Source organism: Saccharothrix sp. BKS2 (assembly GCF_047689505.1).
Classification (GTDB): Bacteria; Actinomycetota; Actinomycetes; order Mycobacteriales; family Pseudonocardiaceae; genus Actinosynnema; species Actinosynnema lopnurensis.
This window is the reverse complement of the sequence record NZ_JAUQOL010000001.1, coordinates 402380-419869: the sequence shown is the minus strand read 5'-3', so window position 1 is coordinate 419869 and position 17490 is coordinate 402380. Positions and strand designations below refer to the sequence as shown.

Here is a 17490-nt window from a genome sequence, read left to right as displayed (position 1 = left end):
ACCTCGCCGGGCGGGCTTCCGCACGTCCGGGGCGCAGCGCCCTGATCAGGAGCAGAGGCCCTCGTCACGGCCGTGGGTGGGCGCGTCGGGGAACCGGTCGCGGCCGGGCAGGGCGCACAGGTCGCGGTACCAGCCCGCCGGGTCGAGGGTGAGCAGGGGCCCGGCCCACCCGGTGACCAGCCGGTCCCCGTCCAGGCGCCAGTCGTGGGACATCTCCGGCGGGTGCACGACGGCGAGCACGCGACCCCCGACGATGTCCCGGACCTGGACCGCGTTCGGGTCCGGCTGGTCGAGCCGGAGCAGCAGGGTGTCGTGCGGGCCGAACCCCAGGACCTCCCGCACGGCCGCCCCCGGCGGGATCGCCCGGACGAGCTCACCGCCCGTGTCGAGGTCCCACAGGGTGATGGTCCCGCCCTCGTGGCGCACCGCGAGGCGCTTCCCGGCGGGGTCGGGCACCAGGGACCCCGTGTCGCTGCCCGCGGCGCGCAGGGCGAAGGCGATCCGCCCCCTCGCGGCCCGGTCGCGGACGTCCCACACCTCCAGGTGCCGGCGGTCGGCGAGGACGAGGACCTCGTCCGGGTGACCCGGCCGGGGGAGCACCTCGACGTCGCCGTCCCGCTCGGGACCCCGGGCGTCCAGGTCCAGCGGCGGGTCGACCGGGCCGCCCGAGTCGGCCGGCCACCGGGTGAGCAGGCCCTCGCACACCGCGGTCACCTCCCGGTCGCCGGCGGAGAACAGGTCGACGCCCCACCGCTCCTGGTCGCAGGGGCGGTCGGGATCGGCCCGGGACGGGAGGCGGAAGGTCCGCACCGGCGTGAGGTCGGGCACCGAGTAGACCGTGACGCGGCCCGAGACCGCGACGGCCAGCCGGCTGCCGTCCGCGGTGGGCGCGAAGGTCGGCCGGCCGAGGGGGATCGTCGGGTCGAGCACGTGCGGCGCGCCCCGGCGGGCGGCCACCCGGCCGCCCGCGGCGAGGAGGAGCACCTCGTCCCCGACCACGTCGACCTCGTGCCCGCCGTCGCCGACCGGGGTGCCGGACGGGCGCCCGAGGTCGGACGGGGCCTGCGGGGCGCGGAGGGCGACCACCGCGGTCCCGAAGGGCGCGGCCAGCAGGGCGGAGCCGTCCGACCTCGGCGTGGCGGTCAGGTTCCCGATCACCCCGTCCGGCCCGCTCGGCGCCGTGACCGCGTGCCTCCGGCCGGTCGCGAGGTCCAGCAGGACGAGAACCTCGTAGCGCCCGCTGCCCGAGGTGCTGCCCATCCGGTGCTCGACCACGTACCGGCCCGTGGTGTCGGCGTCGTTCAGGCGCGTGACCGCGCAGTCGGGCAGGTCGACGGTCCGCTGCCGCGCGCCGGTCGCCGCGTCGAACACCTGGACCGCGGACCCGGCGCAGGTGAGCACGCTCGCGCCGCGACCGGCGACCACGGCCGACTCGAAGCGGTGCCGCTCCCGACCCGTCTCCAGGTCGAAGACGATCACCTCGTCCGGGCTGAAGGCGTCCGAGACCACGAGGGACCGGCCGTCGGCGCCCAGCCGGAAGTCGGACCTGCGCGGGGGCAGCCCGTCGGCGCGGACCTGGACCGGTTCGCGGCGCTCGACGTCCCAGACCCGGATCGAGACCTGGCGGGTCCGACCGCCGGAGCCGGTCTCGTGCACGTGCAGCAGGCGGCGGCCGTCGGGGGCGAAGGCCAGCACGTCCCGGCTGTCCTCGGCGCGCGGGCCGTCGTCCTGGTCCAGGACCGCGAGCCGGGTGCGCGAGGCGACGTCCCACAGCCCGATCCGCCGGTCCTCGCCGACTGCGGCGAGCCGGCCGCCGTCGTGGTCCAGCGCCGCCGCGGTCGGTCCGGGCACGCCCTCGACCGACCACGGTCCGGGGTCGCCGTCGAGGGTGCCGGGCCAGACCGTCAGCACCGTCCCGCGCTCGGTGCCGGCCAGGGCCGCGGTGACCGAGCCGTCGGCGCTGGAGAGCCAGTCGACGAGGGCGCCGGTCCACGGCGCGGGGTGGATCCGCACGGCCTGGCCGAGCCGCAGCCGCTGCTGGAGCAGGGCGGCGTACGCCTCGGGGGCGCCCGGGTCGGTGTGCCACGCGGTCAGCGCCAGCCGGAGGGAGCCGCCGGGGTCGCCGTCCACCCTGACCAGGGAGTCCCGGCCCATCACCCGCGCGTCCTGGGTCCGCAGCTGCGCGCCGATCTCGCGGTTGGTCAGCACGGTGGTCACCGCGAGCGCGCCCGCGGTCACCACGAGCACGACCAGCAGCGCGAGCAGCTGCCGCAGCCGCCTGATCCGGGTCGCCGCCGCCCGCTCCCGCGCCGCGCGGTGCCCGCGCCCGGCCAGCACGTACTCGCGCTCCACCCCGGTCAGCCGGTCGCCGTGGCCGGCCAGCCACTCCTCGGCGCGGGCCAGCGGCGCGCCCCGGGGCAGGGCGGCCGGGTCGCGGTCGGCGTCGAGCCACTGGTCCACCGACACCCGCAGCCGCTCCTGCCAGGACCGGAAGTCACGGGCCGCGACCAGCCAGGAGCGCAGCCGCGGCCACTCGCGCAGCAGCGCCTCGTGCGCCAGGGCGACCACCTCGGGCTGGCCGGCGTCCTGCCGGATCACCACCAGCCGGTTCGCGCTCAGCCGCGCCGCGACCGCGCGCAGCTCCGGCCCGAACCGGTCCAGCCGGGCCGGCGAGGCGACGAACCCGCCGCTGTCCACCGGCCGCGCCAGCTGCACCAGCAGCCGTTCGACCAGCGCCGCCTCCTCCGGCCAGGGCGGTCTGGTCAGCAGCTCGTCGGCGTAGCCGGCCAGCGCGCCCGCGACGCCGCCGATCCGGTCGTACGCCTCGTGCGCCAGCACGCCGCCGGGGGCGGTCTCCCAGAGCCGGGTCAGCGCGAACTGCACCAGCGCCAACCGGCCGGGCGCGTCGCCGGCGTCCCGCACGATCCGCTCGACCAGCCCGGCCTCGAACGAGGCCACGCCGGCGACCGGGGCCTCGACGGCGGTGCGCAGCTCGGCCGGGCCCATCCGGGGCACGAACACGCCCGAGGACTCCAGCGCCCGCGCCAGCCCGCCGGTGGGCAGCGCGTCCACGTCCGTGCCGCGGACGGTGAGCACCACGCCCAGTGCGGGCGGCCCGCCGGGGCGCGTCGACGCCGCCCCGGCCAGCGCGGCGGCGAGGTCGAACAGCTCGGCGGCCTGGTCCGGGGCGGCCGCCACCAGCTCCTCGAACTGGTCGACGACCAGCACCAACCGGCCCACCCCGGCCGCGAGCGGGTCGGCCCACAGGCGCACCTCGTCGCGGTCGAGGCGGTCGGCGAGGTCCGCGCCGACCTCCGCGCGCACGGCGCTGAGCAGGCCCGCCACCGGCGACGTGTCCACGACCGGCCGGAACACCGCGACCCGCGCGCCCCCCGCCCGCAACCGGGGCACGAGCGCGGCGCGCACCAGCGAGGACTTGCCGCTGCCGGACGCGCCCGCCACCACGACCACGGGGTGGGCCGAGACCAGCTCCCGGAGCCGGGCGGCCTCGCGGTCCCGGCCGTGGAACAGGGCCGCGTCCTCCTCCCGGAAGGTCTCCAGCCCGCGGTAGGGGCGGAACCCGGGCGCGGGCCGGCCTGCGGGGGTGGGCTCGGTCCGGCCGGCCGGGGCGAGCGCGGCCAGCTCGTCGACCAGCCGGGAGATGTCCCGGTCGTCGTTGCCGTGCCGCAGGCGCAGCACGTGGCTGCGGGCCAGCGCCCCGGTCCCCGGCGGCAGGTCGGCCTCGGCGGGCGGCTCCGCGCCGTCCAGCAGCACCGGGATCACCCGCACGCCCGAGGCGAGCGCGGTGGCGATCTCGTACCGGACCCAGTCGCCGGGTTCGTCGAGCCGCCGGCCGCGACCGTTGGACGCGGTCAGCCACCGGGGGCCGATCACCGCCAGCAGCACGTCGCTGCGGTCCAGCCACCGGTCGATCTGCTCGGTGAAGTCGTCGCCGGGCCGGATGGTCCGGCTGGCCAGGAACACGCGGTCCGCGCCGAACCGCGACTCCAGCTCGCGCGCGACCAGCGTGGCGGCCCAGTCGCCGTCACCGGTGCGGTAGCTGACGAACACCCCGTCCACGTTCGACCCCCCGGCCCAACCTGGCAGAGCGGGCCGCCGCGGGCAAGGGCCGCCGCGGGCACGGGCGGTGGCGGGGTCAGGCGCGCGCGGTGACCAGGCCCGACTCGTAGGCGGCGATCACCAGCTGCGCCCGGTCGCGGGCCTGGAGCTTGTGCAGCAGCCTGCCGACGTGGGTCTTGACCGTGCCCGTGGACAGGTGCAGCTCCCGCATGATCTCGGCGTTGGACAGGCCGCGCGCGATCAGGGCCAGCACCTCCCGCTCCCGGTCGGTGACCCCGTCCAGCCGCACCGGGCGCGGTCGCGGCGCGCGGGCGAACTCGGCCACCAGGCGGCGCGTCACCGAGGGCGCCAGCAGGGCGTCGCCCGCCGCCACGACCCGGATCGCGGCCAGCAGGTCGGCGGGCGGCGTGTCCTTGAGCAGGAACCCGCTCGCGCCGGCCCGCAGCGCCGAGTAGACGTACTCGTCCAGGTCGAACGTGGTCAGGATGAGCACCCGGGCCGACGAGGAGGCGCTGATCTCGCGGGTGGCCGAGATGCCGTCCACGCCGGGCATCCGCACGTCCATCAGCACCACGTCCGGCGAGGTCGCGCGCACCACGGCCACCGCCTCGGCCCCGTCGCCGGCCTCGCCGACGACCCGCAGGTCCGGCGCGGAGTCCACCAGCACCCGGAAGCTGCCCCGCAGCAGGGCCTGGTCGTCGACCACCACCACGTCGGTCACCGGCACACCGCTCACCGCCACACCGCTCACCGCCACGTCGGTCACCGCCACGTCGGTCACCGCCACGTCGGTCACGACAGCGGCACCCGCGCCCGCACCGCGAACCCGCGCCCGGCCAGCGGCCCCGCCGAGAACGTCCCCCCGTACACCGCGACCCGCTCCCGCATCCCGATCAGCCCGTGCCCGCCACCGCCGCCGAGCACCCGCTCGCCGGGCCCGTCGTCCACCACAGAGATCGCCACCTCGCCCTCCGACACCTCCACCGACACCGCGCAGGACGCGGGCGCCGCGTGCTTGACCACGTTGGTCACCGACTCCTGCACGATCCGGTACACGGTCAGCCCGAGCGCGTCGGGCACCGGGCCGCTGACCGACAGGTCCACCTCCACCCCGGCCAGGGACGCCCGCGTCACCAGCTCGGGCAGGTCCGACAGGCCGGGCATGGGCGCCAGCTCGACCGCCGCGTCCTCGGCGCGCAGCACGCCCAGCAGCCGTCGCATCTCCACCAGCGTGTCCCGGGACGCCGTCCCGATCACCCGCAGCGCCTCCCGGGTCTCCTCGGGGCGGTCCGGCCCGACGTGGGCGGCGATGCCGGCCTTGACCGCGATCAGGGTCAGGCTGTGCGCCACCACGTCGTGCAGCTCGCGGGCGATGCGCATCCGCTCCTCGGTGACCGCCCGCTCCGCCCGCTCCGCCGCCGCCCGCGCCTCGTAGGACCGCCGGACCCGCGTGGTGCGGCCCAGCGCCCAGGACGCGCCGACCAGCACCGACACGAACAGCACCAGCCCGAGGTCGTCGGGCCACGGCTCCGCGACGGCCACCGCCGCCGCCGCGGCGGCCAGCGACGCCGCCAGCGCCCCGACCGCGACCCGCCGCGGGCACAGCGCGGCCACCGAGTACATGACGAACGCCGTGGGCGCGTAGGGCTCCAGGGTGATGTGCGCGACCGTGGCCGCGCACTGCGCCGCCACCACGACCACCAGCGCCGCGAGCGGCCGGCGGCGGCGCACCGCCAGTGGCGCGCCGATCAGCACCGCCAGGGGGAGGCCGAGCCACGACGGCGCGGGGCTCATCTCGACGAAGCCCAGGTACGTCGTGGTGACCACCACGGCGGCGAGCCCGTCCAGCCCGTAGAGGTAGGCCGTCGGCAGGCGCAGCACGCGGGGGTCCACGGCCGGCACGGTATCCGGCCGGGCGGGCCCCCGGCATCGGACTCCGGGCCGACCCCGGGGTGCGGACCCCGGTCCGATCCGCCGGGCGCGCCGGTCGCGCAGGCTCGTCACCGTGATCGAGACGAGACGGCTGACCAAGCGCTACGGGAAGACCCGGGCGGTGGACGAGCTCACCACGAAGGTCGAACCCGGCCACGTGACGGGCTTCCTCGGCCCGAACGGCGCGGGCAAGTCGACCACCATGCGGATGGTCCTCGGCCTGGACCGGCCGACCGGCGGCGAGGCCCTGGTCAACGGCCGCCGCTACGCCGAGCTGCGCAGGCCGGCCCACGAGGTGGGCGCGCTGCTGGACGCGGGCGCCGCGCACGGCGGCCGCACCGCCCGCGACCACCTGCGGGTGCTGGCCCGCGCCAACGGCATCGGCGACCGGCGCGTGGACGAGGTGCTGGAGCTGGTGGGCCTGGCGGGCGCGGCGACCCGGCGCGTCGGCGCGCTGTCGCTGGGCATGAGGCAGCGGCTCGGTGTCGCGGCGGCGCTGCTGGGCGACCCCGGCGTGCTGCTGTTCGACGAGCCGGTCAACGGCCTCGACCCCGAGGGCATCCGCTGGGTCCGCCACCTGATGCGCGACCTGGCCGCGGAGGGCCGCGCGGTCCTGGTGTCGAGCCACCTCATGGGCGAGATGGCGCTGACCGCCGACCGGGTGATCGTGATCGGCCGGGGCCGGCTGGTGCTGGAGGCGTCCGTGCGGGAGCTGCGGGCGCGGTTCCAGGAGGACGTGCTGGTCCGCTCGCCCGAGCGGGGCGAGCTGGGCCGGGTGCTGGAGGGGGCCGGCGCGTCGGTCACCACCGAGGACGGCGCGCTGCTCGTGCGCGGCCTGGCCGCCGCCGACATCGCGGACCTGGCCGCGTCCCGGGGCCTGCCCGTGCACGAGCTGACCCCGCGCGGCGCGTCCCTGGAGGACGCCTACCTGCGGCTCACCGAGGACAGCGTCGAGTACCGCGCGAAGGAGACCGCCCGATGACCGACGTGCTCAGGTCGGAGCTGCTCAAGCTCCGCTCGGTGCGCTCCACCGCGTACCTGCTGCTGGCGATCGCGCTGCTGCTGGCGGTCGGCGTCGTGGTGTCGTACCTGATGACCGCCGACTGGGACGTGGCGCCGCCGGAGCGGCGGCAGCGGTTCGACCGCGCCGACCCGGCGGTGCCGCTGCTGCCGTTCGGGCAGTTCTGCCTGGGGGCGCTGGGCGCGCTGGCGATCACCGCCGAGCACGGCACCGGCATGATCCGCCCGGTGCTGGTGGGCGTACCGCGCCGCGGGCGGCTGCTGGCGGCCAAGGCGGTCGTGGTGGCCGGCGTGTCGCTGGTCGTCGCGGCGGTGGTGAACCTGCTGGCCTACGTGGCGGGCGAGCTGATCACCGGGAACCGGCCGAAGCCGATCTCGGCGTACGACTCGTTCGGCGAGGCCCTGCCGACCCTGTTGGCGAACACCGCGTCGCTGGTGCTGGTCGCGCTGGTGGGGTTGGGGCTGGGCTTCGTGGTCCGGTCGACGGCGGGCGCGCTGGTGACCCTGTGCGGGCTGCTGTTCGTGCTGCCGGTGGTGGCGCTGCTGCTGCCGCGGCGGTGGGGCGAGCCGCTGTACTCGGTGCTGCCGCCGGTGCTGCCGCCGCAGTTGGCCGGGGCGGGGGGCTCGGTGCTGTCGCCGTCGGGGGCGGGGCTGGTGATGATCGCCTACGTGGTGGTGGCGCTGGGGGCGGGCGCGGTGTCGCTGGTCCGCCGGGACGCCTGAGGACAGGCCGGTGGGGGTTGAGGTGCCCCCACCGGCTCGCCGCGGGAATTCCATTCGGCGCACTTCGTCCGCGTCTTTCCGCGAACAGCTCCGCTCACCGCGCCGCGCGCACCACGGCGGCCCTTTCCGCCGATTTCGTGTCCCGCACGGCCACCTCCAGCCGCCGCGTCACCTCCTCCTCCCGCCGCACGGCGGTCCGGTGCGCGATCCACTGCCTGAGCAGCCCTCCCACCAGCGCCAACACCAGGTAGCACGCCGGGTTCCCGATCAACTGGTCCACGACTCCTCCGTCCATCCGCACGATGACGGGATCGAGGTTGCGGCACACCGCGAATTTCCCTCTACAGTGGGGAAACCCGTGGGAAACCCGACACGTCGACGAGGGAGCCATGCCGGGCGGACGTCCATCGCAGGGCAAGCGGCAGCGTTATGCGGAACTGGAGGAACTCGCGGCGTGGTTCCACGGCGCCCTCTCCGACGCCGGGTTCGGCAGCGTGCACGAGTTCCTGTCGGCGACACCGTTCGAGAAGAACGCCGTCTACGGCATCTTCGGGGCCACCCGCTTCCTCAACCTGGAGTCGACCCAGGCCCTCGCGGTGGCGCTCAAGCGCGACCCGGCCGGGGTCGTGGACGTCTGGGTGCGGGCCAAGGAGGCCCGGGAGCGGAACCACCTGGCGCAGCAGCGGGCCGACCAGCCCCGCCTGGAGACCTGGATCGACTGCCCCCTCCCGACGCTGGCGCTGAGCAACCTGCTGGAGGCCCAGAGCACGGCGGTGGAACGCCTGCCCTACCGCCTGCTGGGGGTGGACGAACCCCCGCTCTCCACGATCTACGTACGCCAACAGGTCCGCCTGCGCGCGGTTGTCGAGCGGGAGGACCCCGGCGCGCAGCGCGAGGTGGTGGAGGGGCAGCGGCCGGCGACCACCGCCTCGCAGTCCGCCGTGCCGGTCTCGGAGGCCCTGGAGCGCCACGACCACCTGCTGGTCACCGGTGAGCCGGGCGCCGGGAAGTCCACCCTGAGCAACCACCTGACCCGGGTCCTGTCCCGCATCTGGCTGCGCGAGGACAGCGTCACCGGGGCCCTGCTGAGCGAGCCGGTGGTACCCGTCCGGGTGTCCGCCCGCTCCCTGGACAGCACCGGTTCGTGGAGCAACGTCCTGGCGGGGGCGGTCAGCCGCACCCTCGGGCGGACGCTCGTCCAGGACCCCGACGCGGGCATGTTCACCGGTCGCACGCAGGGAGCGCGCTGGCTGGTCCTGGTCGACGGCCTGGACGAGATCCCCGACCCGCGCGTGCGCGGCGAGGTGATCCGGGCGGTGGCCCAGCACGCCCGCCCCGGCTCCGACTACCGCTTCGTGATCACGACGCGGGGGCTGCCCGAGTCCGAGCTGTCACCGCTGCGCGCGGCCAACGTGGGCGACTACGTCATCCAGCCCTTCGGCCGGCTCGAACTGGAGCAGTTCGCCCACCGCTGGTTCACCGCGCAGAACCCGGCCACCGCGACCCGGGAGGCCGAGCGCTTCCTGCGCGAGACCTCGGACGGCAGGCTCCGCGAACTGGTCCGCAACCCGCTGTTGGCGACCATCGCCGCGGTGGCGGCGGTCAAGGACCCCGAACGCGCGCTGCCCACCAGCCGGGTCAGCCTCTACGAGCGCTTCTGCGGCTACCTGGCGGGGGACCGGAGCACCCGGCGCGAGGTCCTGGCGCACCTCCGCCGTCAGCACCTCGACGACCCCGCCCGCCTCGCCTGCATCAAGTGGCTGCACGAGAACCGTTTCCGCCTGCTGGCCGCCCTGGCCCGGAAACGCCTGGAGACCCAGGACCCCCTCTGGCCCGTGGCTCGGGACTGGGTGCGCGACCAGGCGGGTGACGCGCTGGTGGAGGGTTGGGAGGAGCACCTCTGGGAGGAACTCATCGGCACCGGCCTCCTGGTGGCCGCCGAGCGCGAACTCCACTTCCTGCACCAGTCCTTCGCCGAATTCCTGGCCGCCCGGTCCCACGCCGATTCCATCGGCGAGGACTTCGCCGACCTGGGCGACTGGATCCGCAGGGGCTTGAAGGAAGCGGAGCGGACCTTCGCCCTCTTCACCTTCGCCCTGTGGGCGGCGAAACCGGGCCACGACACGTCCGCCGTCGTGGATCGCATCCTGTCCTCCTACGACCCCCGTCGAGTCCTCCTGGCCGGTCACCTGACCGCGGAGGGCGTCACCACCTCCACCGACACCGCCGAACGAGTCGTGGACCGACTGGTGTCCCTGGCCCGCAACTCCGACGAGTTCGACACCGCCGTCGAGGCGATCGAAGTCCTCGGCGGACTGTTCGACCACGCCAGGGTCGCCGAGCAGCTCGAATCGATGGGAGCGCACCCCGAACTGGCGGTGAGCCGCCGGATGGCGGCGGTGGTGGCGCTGGAGCGCCTGACCGGAGGACGACGGGTCAGGGCGTTGCTGGCGCCGCTCCTGCCGTCCTGCTACGGCCGGCCGTTGCGCCGAGCGGCGCCCATGGCCCTCCGACTGGGAGCCGATGTCGTGGCACAGGTCCGACAGCGGGCCCTGGACATGGTCCTCGAACCGGATGTCGGTGTATTGGCCCGGGTGGAGGCGGTCGAGGTGCTCGCGGACCTGGGCCTGGTGTCCGACATGGAGGCGATGGCGGAAACGGTCTTCGCGGATCGGTCCGCGACCGCGGGCTCCCTGAAGCGGGTGGCCGCCGCCTGGCTCGCCGAGCCGGGAGCCCGAGCGGTTGCCGATGTCGCGGCGCTGGTGGCCACCCGCCCGGAGGACGACCACGCCGGCCGCCTGGAGGTCGCCGCCCTCCTGGAGCGCGCGGGCGACAAGACCACGGCCGCCGCCCTGGCCGAAGCCGTCCTGGACGACCCGACCACCGACCCGCTCGCCGTGCGGGACGCCCTCGTCCTCCTGCTCAGGATCCGGGGTGACGACGGGCTGCCGGCGATCGTCGACCGAGTGGAGAAGTGGTTGACGCAGGCCGAGAAGGTCATGACCTGGTACGCGGGAAGCCTGCTCATGAAGGCGGTCGAGGTGACGCCGCACACCACCCTGGTCGAACTGGCCGGAACCCGGCTGTTGAAGTTGGTGCCGAGTGCGCTGGGCGCGGAAGAATTGATCTGCGCTTGGCTCGCGACACCCGATGGGACGCCCCAAAAATTGGTGGAACTGTTCGACGAGGGCCAGTTGTTTTACCCTTACAGTCGAATCGGCATCGCCGGGCGGTTCTACGACGCAGGCGGTCGGCGGGAAGCATGGGCCTGGGCGGAGGGCGCGATTCGCCTGTCCAGTTTTCTCACCCGTGAGATGGCCCGCGATGCGGCGCAGGTCCTGCTGAAAGCCGACCCCGAAGCGGCGGCTGCCCTGCTGGCCGAGTCGGCCTCCGAGGGAACCCGGTTGGGCACGGACTACTTGGCGGGCATCCTCGACGCCCTCGATCCGGACAAGCCGGAGGCGGCGATCGCGGTCGCCGCCGACCTGATCGAGCACCCGAAAGTCACGGGGACCAACTTGCAAAAAGCTTTTTTGGTCCGATTCACGCACGGTGACGGTGAAGGTGCCGCCATGCTGGTCGACCAGGTGCTCTGGCCCGAGTTGTCGTTCGAGGACAGCCGTGCTCTCGTGCGGGCTCTTGCCGCGAGCGGCGAGCGGGATCTCGCCACGGCGGCGTGGAGCCGATTGTTGACGACCCAGGAGAATTCTTTCGACGAAGAAATCGGGTTGGTCGTGGACCTCAAGTGCGCCGGTGTGGCGAAGTGGGCCGCCGAGCGGATGAGGGCGTTGATCGCCGACCCGGCCACCGCCCCCCGACGCCGCCTGCGACTGCGTCAGATGCTGGCACTCCTGGAGGTGGAGGCCGACCCCGCCACCACGTGACCGGCGGTCGCGGTAATCGCCGGTTACCGTGTCCGGCGTGCCCGATTTCGCCCTAGGTCTCGCCGCCCTCGGCCGCCCCGCCTACATCAACCTCGGTCGCGACGGGGCGCTGCCCGCCGACCGGGACGTGGAGGCCATGCGCGAGCACTGCCACACCGTGCTGGACGCCGCCTACGAGGCCGGGGTGCGCCGGGTCGACGCGGCCCGCTCGTACGGCCGGGCGGAGGAGTTCCTGGCCGGGTGGCTCGACTCGCGTGGGCGCCGCGACGTGCGGGTGTCGAGCAAGTGGGGGTACGCCTACGTCGGCGACTGGCGCGTGGACGCGGACACCCACGAGGTGAAGGAGCACTCGCGGGAGCGGTTGGGGCGGCAGTGGGCGGAGACGCGGGACCTGCTCGGCGCGCACGTCGGTCTCTACCTGGTGCACTCGCTGACCGCGGACAGCCCGCTGTTCGGCGACCTGGACCTGCTGCTCGCGCTGGGGGAGCTGCGCGACTCGGGCGTCCGGCTGGGCTTCTCCACCTCCGGCCCGGAGCAGGCCGGGACGGTGCGCCGGGCGCTGGAGCTGGAGGTCGAGGGGCGCAAGCTGTTCGACGCGGTGCAGTCGACCTGGAACGTGCTGGAGACCTCGGTCGGGCCCGAGCTGGCGCGGGCGGCGGAGTCCGGGGTCGAGGTGTTCGTCAAGGAGGGCCTGGCCAACGGCCGCCTCGCGGTGGACCCGCCCGCGCGGGTGCGCGAGCTGGCCGGGCGGCACGGCGTGGGCCCGGACGCGGTCGCGCTGGCCGCGGTGCGGGCCCAGCCGTGGGCGGACGTGGTGCTGTCGGGCGCGGCGAGCGCCGACCAGCTGCGCGCCAACCTGGCGGCCCGCGAGGTGGAGCTGGACCCGGACGAGCTGACCGACCTCGCGGAGCCGCCCGAGCGGTACTGGGCTACCCGGGCGTCGTTGGCCTGGGACTGAGCCGCACCGAGCCGGAGTCCAGGTCGACCGGACCGCGCGGGGGAGCGCCGGACTCCTCGTCCTCGCCCAGCACGAGCGTGGTCTGCCGCTGCTCCAGCTCGACGCGCTTGCTCCCGTGCACCACCGCGGTGAACTCGTCGAACGCGGTCGCGCTGATCACCGGGTGCCCGCCCCGGCGGCGGCGGACCCGCCGCAGCAGCAGTTCGCCGCTCGCCAGCGCGATCAGCAGCACGGCGAGCCCGGGGATGGACATGGCGAACGCCAGACCCACTCGAACCACCCCTTGATCAACGCCCGGCCGTCCGGCACCACCGGCCAGTCCGGGTCCTCCACCAGCGCGCGCACCTCCTCGACCTCCACCCACCCGCCCCACGCCACCTCTTCCGGCTGGTGGGTGAACGGCCCGTCGGTGCGCGTCTCGTAAACGTGCGCGACGTAGCGGATGGTTCCGTCGACGAACGTCGTGCGGAACCGGAACGCCGGCGTCGCGGTGACGCCCAGCTCCTCGGCCAGCTCGCGCGCGGCGCACTCCTCGGGCGTCTCGCCCGCCGCGACCACCCCGCCGCACGTGGGGTCGTAGAGGCCGGGGTAGACGTCCTTGGTGTCGGTGCGCCGGTGCACGTAGAGCCGCCGCCCGTCGAGCGACCGCACCACGATGGCCGCGCACGCGTGCCACAACCCCTCGGCGCGCACCCGCGCCCGCGTCGCCGCGCCGACGGGGTTGCCACCCTGGTCGACGAGCAGGACCTCCTCCAGGCTCATCCGGGAATCCTCCTGCGGTCGTACCGGCGCGTGCTACCCCGGGCCGACGCCCGCCGACGACCGCTGTTCCTACCGTCGTGCCGTTCTCGTCACGAGGAGGAGTTGTGCCCAGATCCCTGCGGCTCGCGGTCGCGGAGTTCCGCGACCGGCCCGGCCGCGCCGTGCTGCCCGGTGTCGCCCTGGTCGTCGGTGTCGCCTGCCTGCTGGCCGGGCTGGTGCTGAGCGACGCGATGGTGCGCGCGGTGGGCGAGGGCGCGCCGGTGGTGCCCGCCGGGGTCGACCTGGTCGTCCGCGCGGAGCCCTACTCGGACGTGCCCCTCGACCAGGCGATCGCCGATCGGGTGGCCGCGGTGCCGGGGGTGACCGGGGTGCGGCAGGTCCGGCGGGTGCGCGTCGACCTGCTGCTGGACGGCCGCGCGGGCGACCGCCGCGCCGACGCGGACGTGGAGGTCGAGGGGGCCCGGCGGGTGCCGGTCCTGGAGGGCCGCCCGCCCGGCCCGGACGGCGAGATCGCGGTGGACCGCGTCACCGCGCACGAGCACGGCCTCGCGCCCGGCTCGCTCACCCGCGTGGCCGACGCGGCGGGCGACCCGGTGGACGTGGTGGTCCGGGGCATCACCCGGCGGGGCTCGGTCGCCGAGGAGCCCGTGATCGTCGTCGGCGAGGGCCTGGCCGCCCGGCTGGGGCCGGCGCAGGTCCTGTCGCTGCACGTCACCGGCGGCGACCGGGCCGCGGTGGCGGCGGCCGCGGGCGGGGGGTTCCGGGTGGACACCGCCGCCCTGGTCTCCGCCGAGCGGCCCGAGCAGGACCTCGCGGTCGTGCTGCTGCCGTTCAGCTTCCTGGCGCTGGCCACCTCGGTGTTCGTCGCCTCCGCCACCTACCGCGCGGTCTACCTCCAGAGGCAGCGCCACACCGCGCTGCTGCGCTGCCTGGGCGCCTTCCGGGGGTCACTCGTCCGGGCGAACTTGATCGAGGCGCTGCTGACCGGCGCGGTCGCGGGCGGGGTGGGCGCGCTGCTGGGCGGGGTGGTGGCGTGGCTGCTGGCCCGGCTGTTCGACGCCACCGGCCTGTCGGTGATCCTGGGCGCGGTGGAGCTGAGCCCCGCGCTGCTGCCCACCGGGACCCAGCTGCTGATCGGCGTGGCCACCGCGACCGCGCTCAGCGGGTTCGCCGCGGTCCGGCCCTCGCTGGCCGCCTCCCTGGTGCCGCCGCTGGCCGCGCTGCGCACCTCCGAGGGCCAGACGCCGGACCACGCCGTGGTGCGCCGCCGCCGCGTGTTCGGCCTCGTGCTGGTGTCGCTCGCGGCGGTCCTGGCCGCGCTCGGCGTGCTGGCCCAGGGCTCCCTGGCGGCGATCTTCCTGGTCCTGTTCTCCGCCATCACCGGGGTGTTCGGGCTGTTCGGCGTGCTGGGACCGGTCGTGGTGCCCGGCCTGGGCCGCGTGTTCGGCTCGGTCGCGAGCCGCTTCGGGGGAGCGCAGTGGAAGCTGGCCGCGGCCGAGGTGCGGCGGGTGCCGCAGCGGTCGGCGTCGGTGGCCATGCCCCTGCTGCTGGCCGCCGCCATGGTCACCTTCTTCGCGGTCGCGGTCGGCTCGGCGCAGCGGGTGGAGGAGGAGCTCGACCGCGCGCCGCGGCCGGACGCCGTGGTGACCGACGCGGGCGGGCGGCCGCTGGACGGCGCCGTGGGCGCGGCGGCGACCCGGCCGGAGGTGGCGGGCGCCGTCGTGCTGCACGGCGTGGAGGCCGACCGGCGCGACCCGGGCGGCGAGGCGTTCCCGGCGCGGGTCGCGGGCGCCGAACCCGGGCAGGTGCGCGACTACCTGGCGGCGCGGGCGACCCCCGTGGACCCCGGGCCCGGTGAGCTGCTGGTCTCCGACTGGTACGCCGAGCGCTCCGGTGCGCGGACCGGCGAGCCGTTCACCGTCGAGGGGCTGCCCGGCGGCCCGCGCACGGCCCGGGTCGCCGGCACCTTCGGCGACGAGCTGCTGGACGGCTTCGACCTGGTGGTGGCCGACCCGGGCCTGGCCCCGCCCACGCGGGTGCTGGTGGCGTTCGCGCCGGGCGCCGACCCGGCGGCCTACGAGGCGGCCGTGGAGGGCGCGCTGACCGCCTCGCCCACCGTCGTGGTGAACACCAGGGCGGAGGAGGGCGCGCAGGACCGGCGCTACCTCGACCTGGGCATCCTGCTGCTGATGGTGCTGCTGGGGCTGTCCGTCGCGGTCGCCGTGACCGGCATCGGGACGGCGTTGACGATCTCGGTGCAGGAGCGCCGCAAGGAGCTGGCGCTGCGCCGCGCCCTGGGCGTCACCCGGGGCGGCATCCAGGGCGGCGTGGTCGCCGAAGCGGTGCTGTTGTCGCTGGTGGGTGTGCTGGGCGGCGGTCTGTTCGGCCTGGTCTACGCCGAGCTGACGCTGGCCGCCGTGGGCCTGTTCGCGTGGCCCACCGCGGCCGTGGCGCCCCTGCTGGTCGGCGGCGTCGGGGTGGTGGCGCTGGCGGTGCTCGCGGCCCTCGGCCCGGCCCGCAACGCCTCCCGGATCCGGCCCGCCGCCGGGCTCGCCGCCGGCTGAAACGTGACCACGGCCGGCAGCGCCGCGCCGGTGGTTGGTCGTAGGCTGCGACGTATGCGGCGGATCATGGGAACCGAGGTCGAGTACGGCATCGCGGTGCCGGGCGACGCGACGGCCAACCCGGTGCTCACCTCGACACAGGTGGTGCTGGCCTACGCGGCCGCCGCCGACGTGCCGAGGTCCCGCCGGGCGCGCTGGGACTACGAGGTGGAATCGCCGCTGCGCGACGCGCGCGGCTTCGACCTCGGCGCGCCCGGCGGCCACCCCGGCGGCGACGGCGACGTCGAGGACCTGGGCGCGGCCAACGTCATCCTCACCAACGGCGCGCGCCTCTACGTCGACCACGCGCACCCGGAGTACTCGGCCCCCGAGGTCACCAACGCGCGCGACGCGGTGATCTGGGACAAGGCGGGCGAACGGGTGATGGAGGAGGCCGCCATGAAGGCGGCCACCGTGCCCGGCCAGCCCCGGCTCCAGCTCTACAAGAACAACGTCGACGGCAAGGGCGCCAGCTACGGCACCCACGAGAACTACCTGATGCGGCGCAGCACGCCGTTCACGGCGGTCATCGCGGGGCTGACGCCGTTCTTCGTCTCCCGCCAGGTCGTGGTCGGCTCCGGCCGGGTCGGCCTGGGCTCGGCGGGCGAGGAGGTCGGCTACCAGCTGTCCCAGCGCTCGGACTACATCGAGGTCGAGGTCGGCCTGGAGACCACGCTCAAGCGCGGCATCATCAACACCCGCGACGAGCCGCACGCCGACGCGGACAAGTACCGCAGGCTGCACGTCATCATCGGCGACGCGAACCTGGCCGAGTACTCCACCTACCTCAAGGTCGGCACCACCTCGCTGGTGCTGGACATGATCGAGGCCGGTCGTCGGTTCGACGACCTGCGGCTGCTGGAGCCGGTCCGGGCGGTGCACCAGATCAGCCACGACCCGACCCTGAAGACCCGGGTCGAGTTGAGCGGCGGGCGCAAGTTCACCGGGTTGGACCTCCAGTTCGCCTACTACGAGCGCGCCTCGGAGTTCGTGGAGAAGGAGGGCTACGGCGATCGCGACGTGCTGCGCGTGTGGGGCGAGGTGCTCGACGCGCTGGCCCGCGACCCGCAGGAGTGCGCCGACCGGCTCGACTGGGTGGCCAAGCTGCGGCTGCTGGAGGGCTACCGGTCCCGCGACGGCCTCGCGTGGGGCTCGCCGCGCCTGTCGCTGGTCGACCTCCAGTACTCCGACGTGCGGCTGGACAAGGGCCTGTACAACCGGCTGGTGGCGCGCGGCTCGATGAAGCGCCTGGTCAGCGAGGAGGAGGTGCGGGCGGCCGTGCTCGCGCCGCCGGAGGACACCCGCGCCTACTTCCGCGGCCGCTGCCTGGAGCGCTACCCGACCTCGGTGGCCGCCGCGTCGTGGGACTCCGTGATCTTCGACCTCGGTCGCGAATCGCTGGTCCGCATCCCCACCCTGGAGCCCCTGCGCGGGACGAAAGCCCACGTCGGAGCCCTGTTGGAGGCGTCGGAGACGGCCGAGCAGCTGGTGGAGGCGCTCACCAGGGGCTGATCAACGGACCCGAGTG

Annotated in this window: 12 protein-coding genes; 6 read left to right on the top strand and 6 right to left on the bottom strand. The window is 75.3% G+C overall.

Translation table 11 applies throughout. The features are described from left to right. Positions 1-45 precede the first annotated feature (45 nt). The 3 genes from Q5530_RS01345 to Q5530_RS01335 form a co-directional block, all read right to left on the bottom strand. The gene (locus Q5530_RS01345) at positions 46-4080 is read right to left on the bottom strand and encodes a TIR domain-containing protein (protein WP_415360120.1); all 4035 of its coding nucleotides are present in this window, start codon (positions 4078-4080) and stop codon (positions 46-48) included. 76 nt (positions 4081-4156) lie between these two features. Next, entirely contained in the window at positions 4157-4801 is a 645-nt protein-coding gene (locus Q5530_RS01340; RefSeq protein ID WP_380633831.1) for a response regulator, read from the bottom strand. Between the two features lie 71 nt (positions 4802-4872). Next, complete coding sequence (locus Q5530_RS01335; protein WP_415360118.1) at positions 4873-5973, bottom strand: sensor histidine kinase; 1101 nt, start codon at positions 5971-5973, stop codon at positions 4873-4875. Between the two features lie 112 nt (positions 5974-6085). Between Q5530_RS01335 and Q5530_RS01330 the strand changes: the two genes are divergently transcribed. Together Q5530_RS01330 and Q5530_RS01325 are read left to right on the top strand one after the other, a co-directional pair. Beyond that, positions 6086-6994: an ABC transporter ATP-binding protein gene (locus Q5530_RS01330; RefSeq protein ID WP_415360116.1), complete on the top strand. Its 909-nt coding sequence runs from the start codon at positions 6086-6088 to the stop codon at positions 6992-6994. Next, positions 6991-7755 (top strand): ABC transporter permease, encoded by a 765-nt coding sequence (locus Q5530_RS01325; RefSeq protein WP_415360115.1) that lies wholly within the window; start codon positions 6991-6993, stop codon positions 7753-7755. The genes Q5530_RS01330 and Q5530_RS01325 overlap by 4 nt, the downstream gene beginning before the upstream one ends. Before the next feature lie 94 nt (positions 7756-7849). On the opposite strand, the gene Q5530_RS01320 is transcribed toward Q5530_RS01325, so the two are convergent. Further along, complete coding sequence (locus Q5530_RS01320; RefSeq protein ID WP_415360114.1) at positions 7850-8035, bottom strand: hypothetical protein; 186 nt, start codon at positions 8033-8035, stop codon at positions 7850-7852. Positions 8036-8144: 109 nt separating this feature from the next. On the opposite strand from Q5530_RS01320, the gene Q5530_RS01315 reads away from it, so the two are divergent. Beyond that, complete coding sequence (locus Q5530_RS01315; RefSeq protein ID WP_415360113.1) at positions 8145-11639, top strand: NACHT domain-containing protein; 3495 nt, start codon at positions 8145-8147, stop codon at positions 11637-11639. Positions 11640-11676: 37 nt separating this feature from the next. Next, complete coding sequence (locus tag Q5530_RS01310) at positions 11677-12597, top strand: aldo/keto reductase (protein ID WP_415360112.1); 921 nt, start codon at positions 11677-11679, stop codon at positions 12595-12597. Here the strand turns inward: Q5530_RS01310 and Q5530_RS01305 are convergent. Both Q5530_RS01305 and Q5530_RS01300 read right to left on the bottom strand, forming a co-directional pair. Next, a complete protein-coding gene (locus Q5530_RS01305; RefSeq protein ID WP_415360111.1) occupies positions 12569-12868 on the bottom strand; it encodes a DUF6191 domain-containing protein in 300 nt (99 codons plus the stop codon). The two genes, Q5530_RS01310 and Q5530_RS01305, sit on opposite strands and share 29 nt — an antisense overlap. Beyond that, complete coding sequence (locus Q5530_RS01300; RefSeq protein ID WP_415360110.1) at positions 12820-13359, bottom strand: NUDIX hydrolase; 540 nt, start codon at positions 13357-13359, stop codon at positions 12820-12822. The genes Q5530_RS01305 and Q5530_RS01300 overlap by 49 nt, the downstream gene beginning before the upstream one ends. A 104-nt stretch (positions 13360-13463) precedes the next feature. Between Q5530_RS01300 and Q5530_RS01295 the strand changes: the two genes are divergently transcribed. Further along, on the top strand, positions 13464-15923 hold the full coding sequence (locus Q5530_RS01295; protein WP_415360108.1) for an FtsX-like permease family protein: 2460 nt from the start codon (positions 13464-13466) through the stop codon (positions 15921-15923). Between the two features lie 54 nt (positions 15924-15977). Beyond that, a complete protein-coding gene (gene dop / locus Q5530_RS01290) occupies positions 15978-17474 on the top strand; it encodes a depupylase/deamidase Dop (RefSeq protein ID WP_415360107.1) in 1497 nt (498 codons plus the stop codon). Positions 17475-17490: the final 16 nt, after the last annotated feature.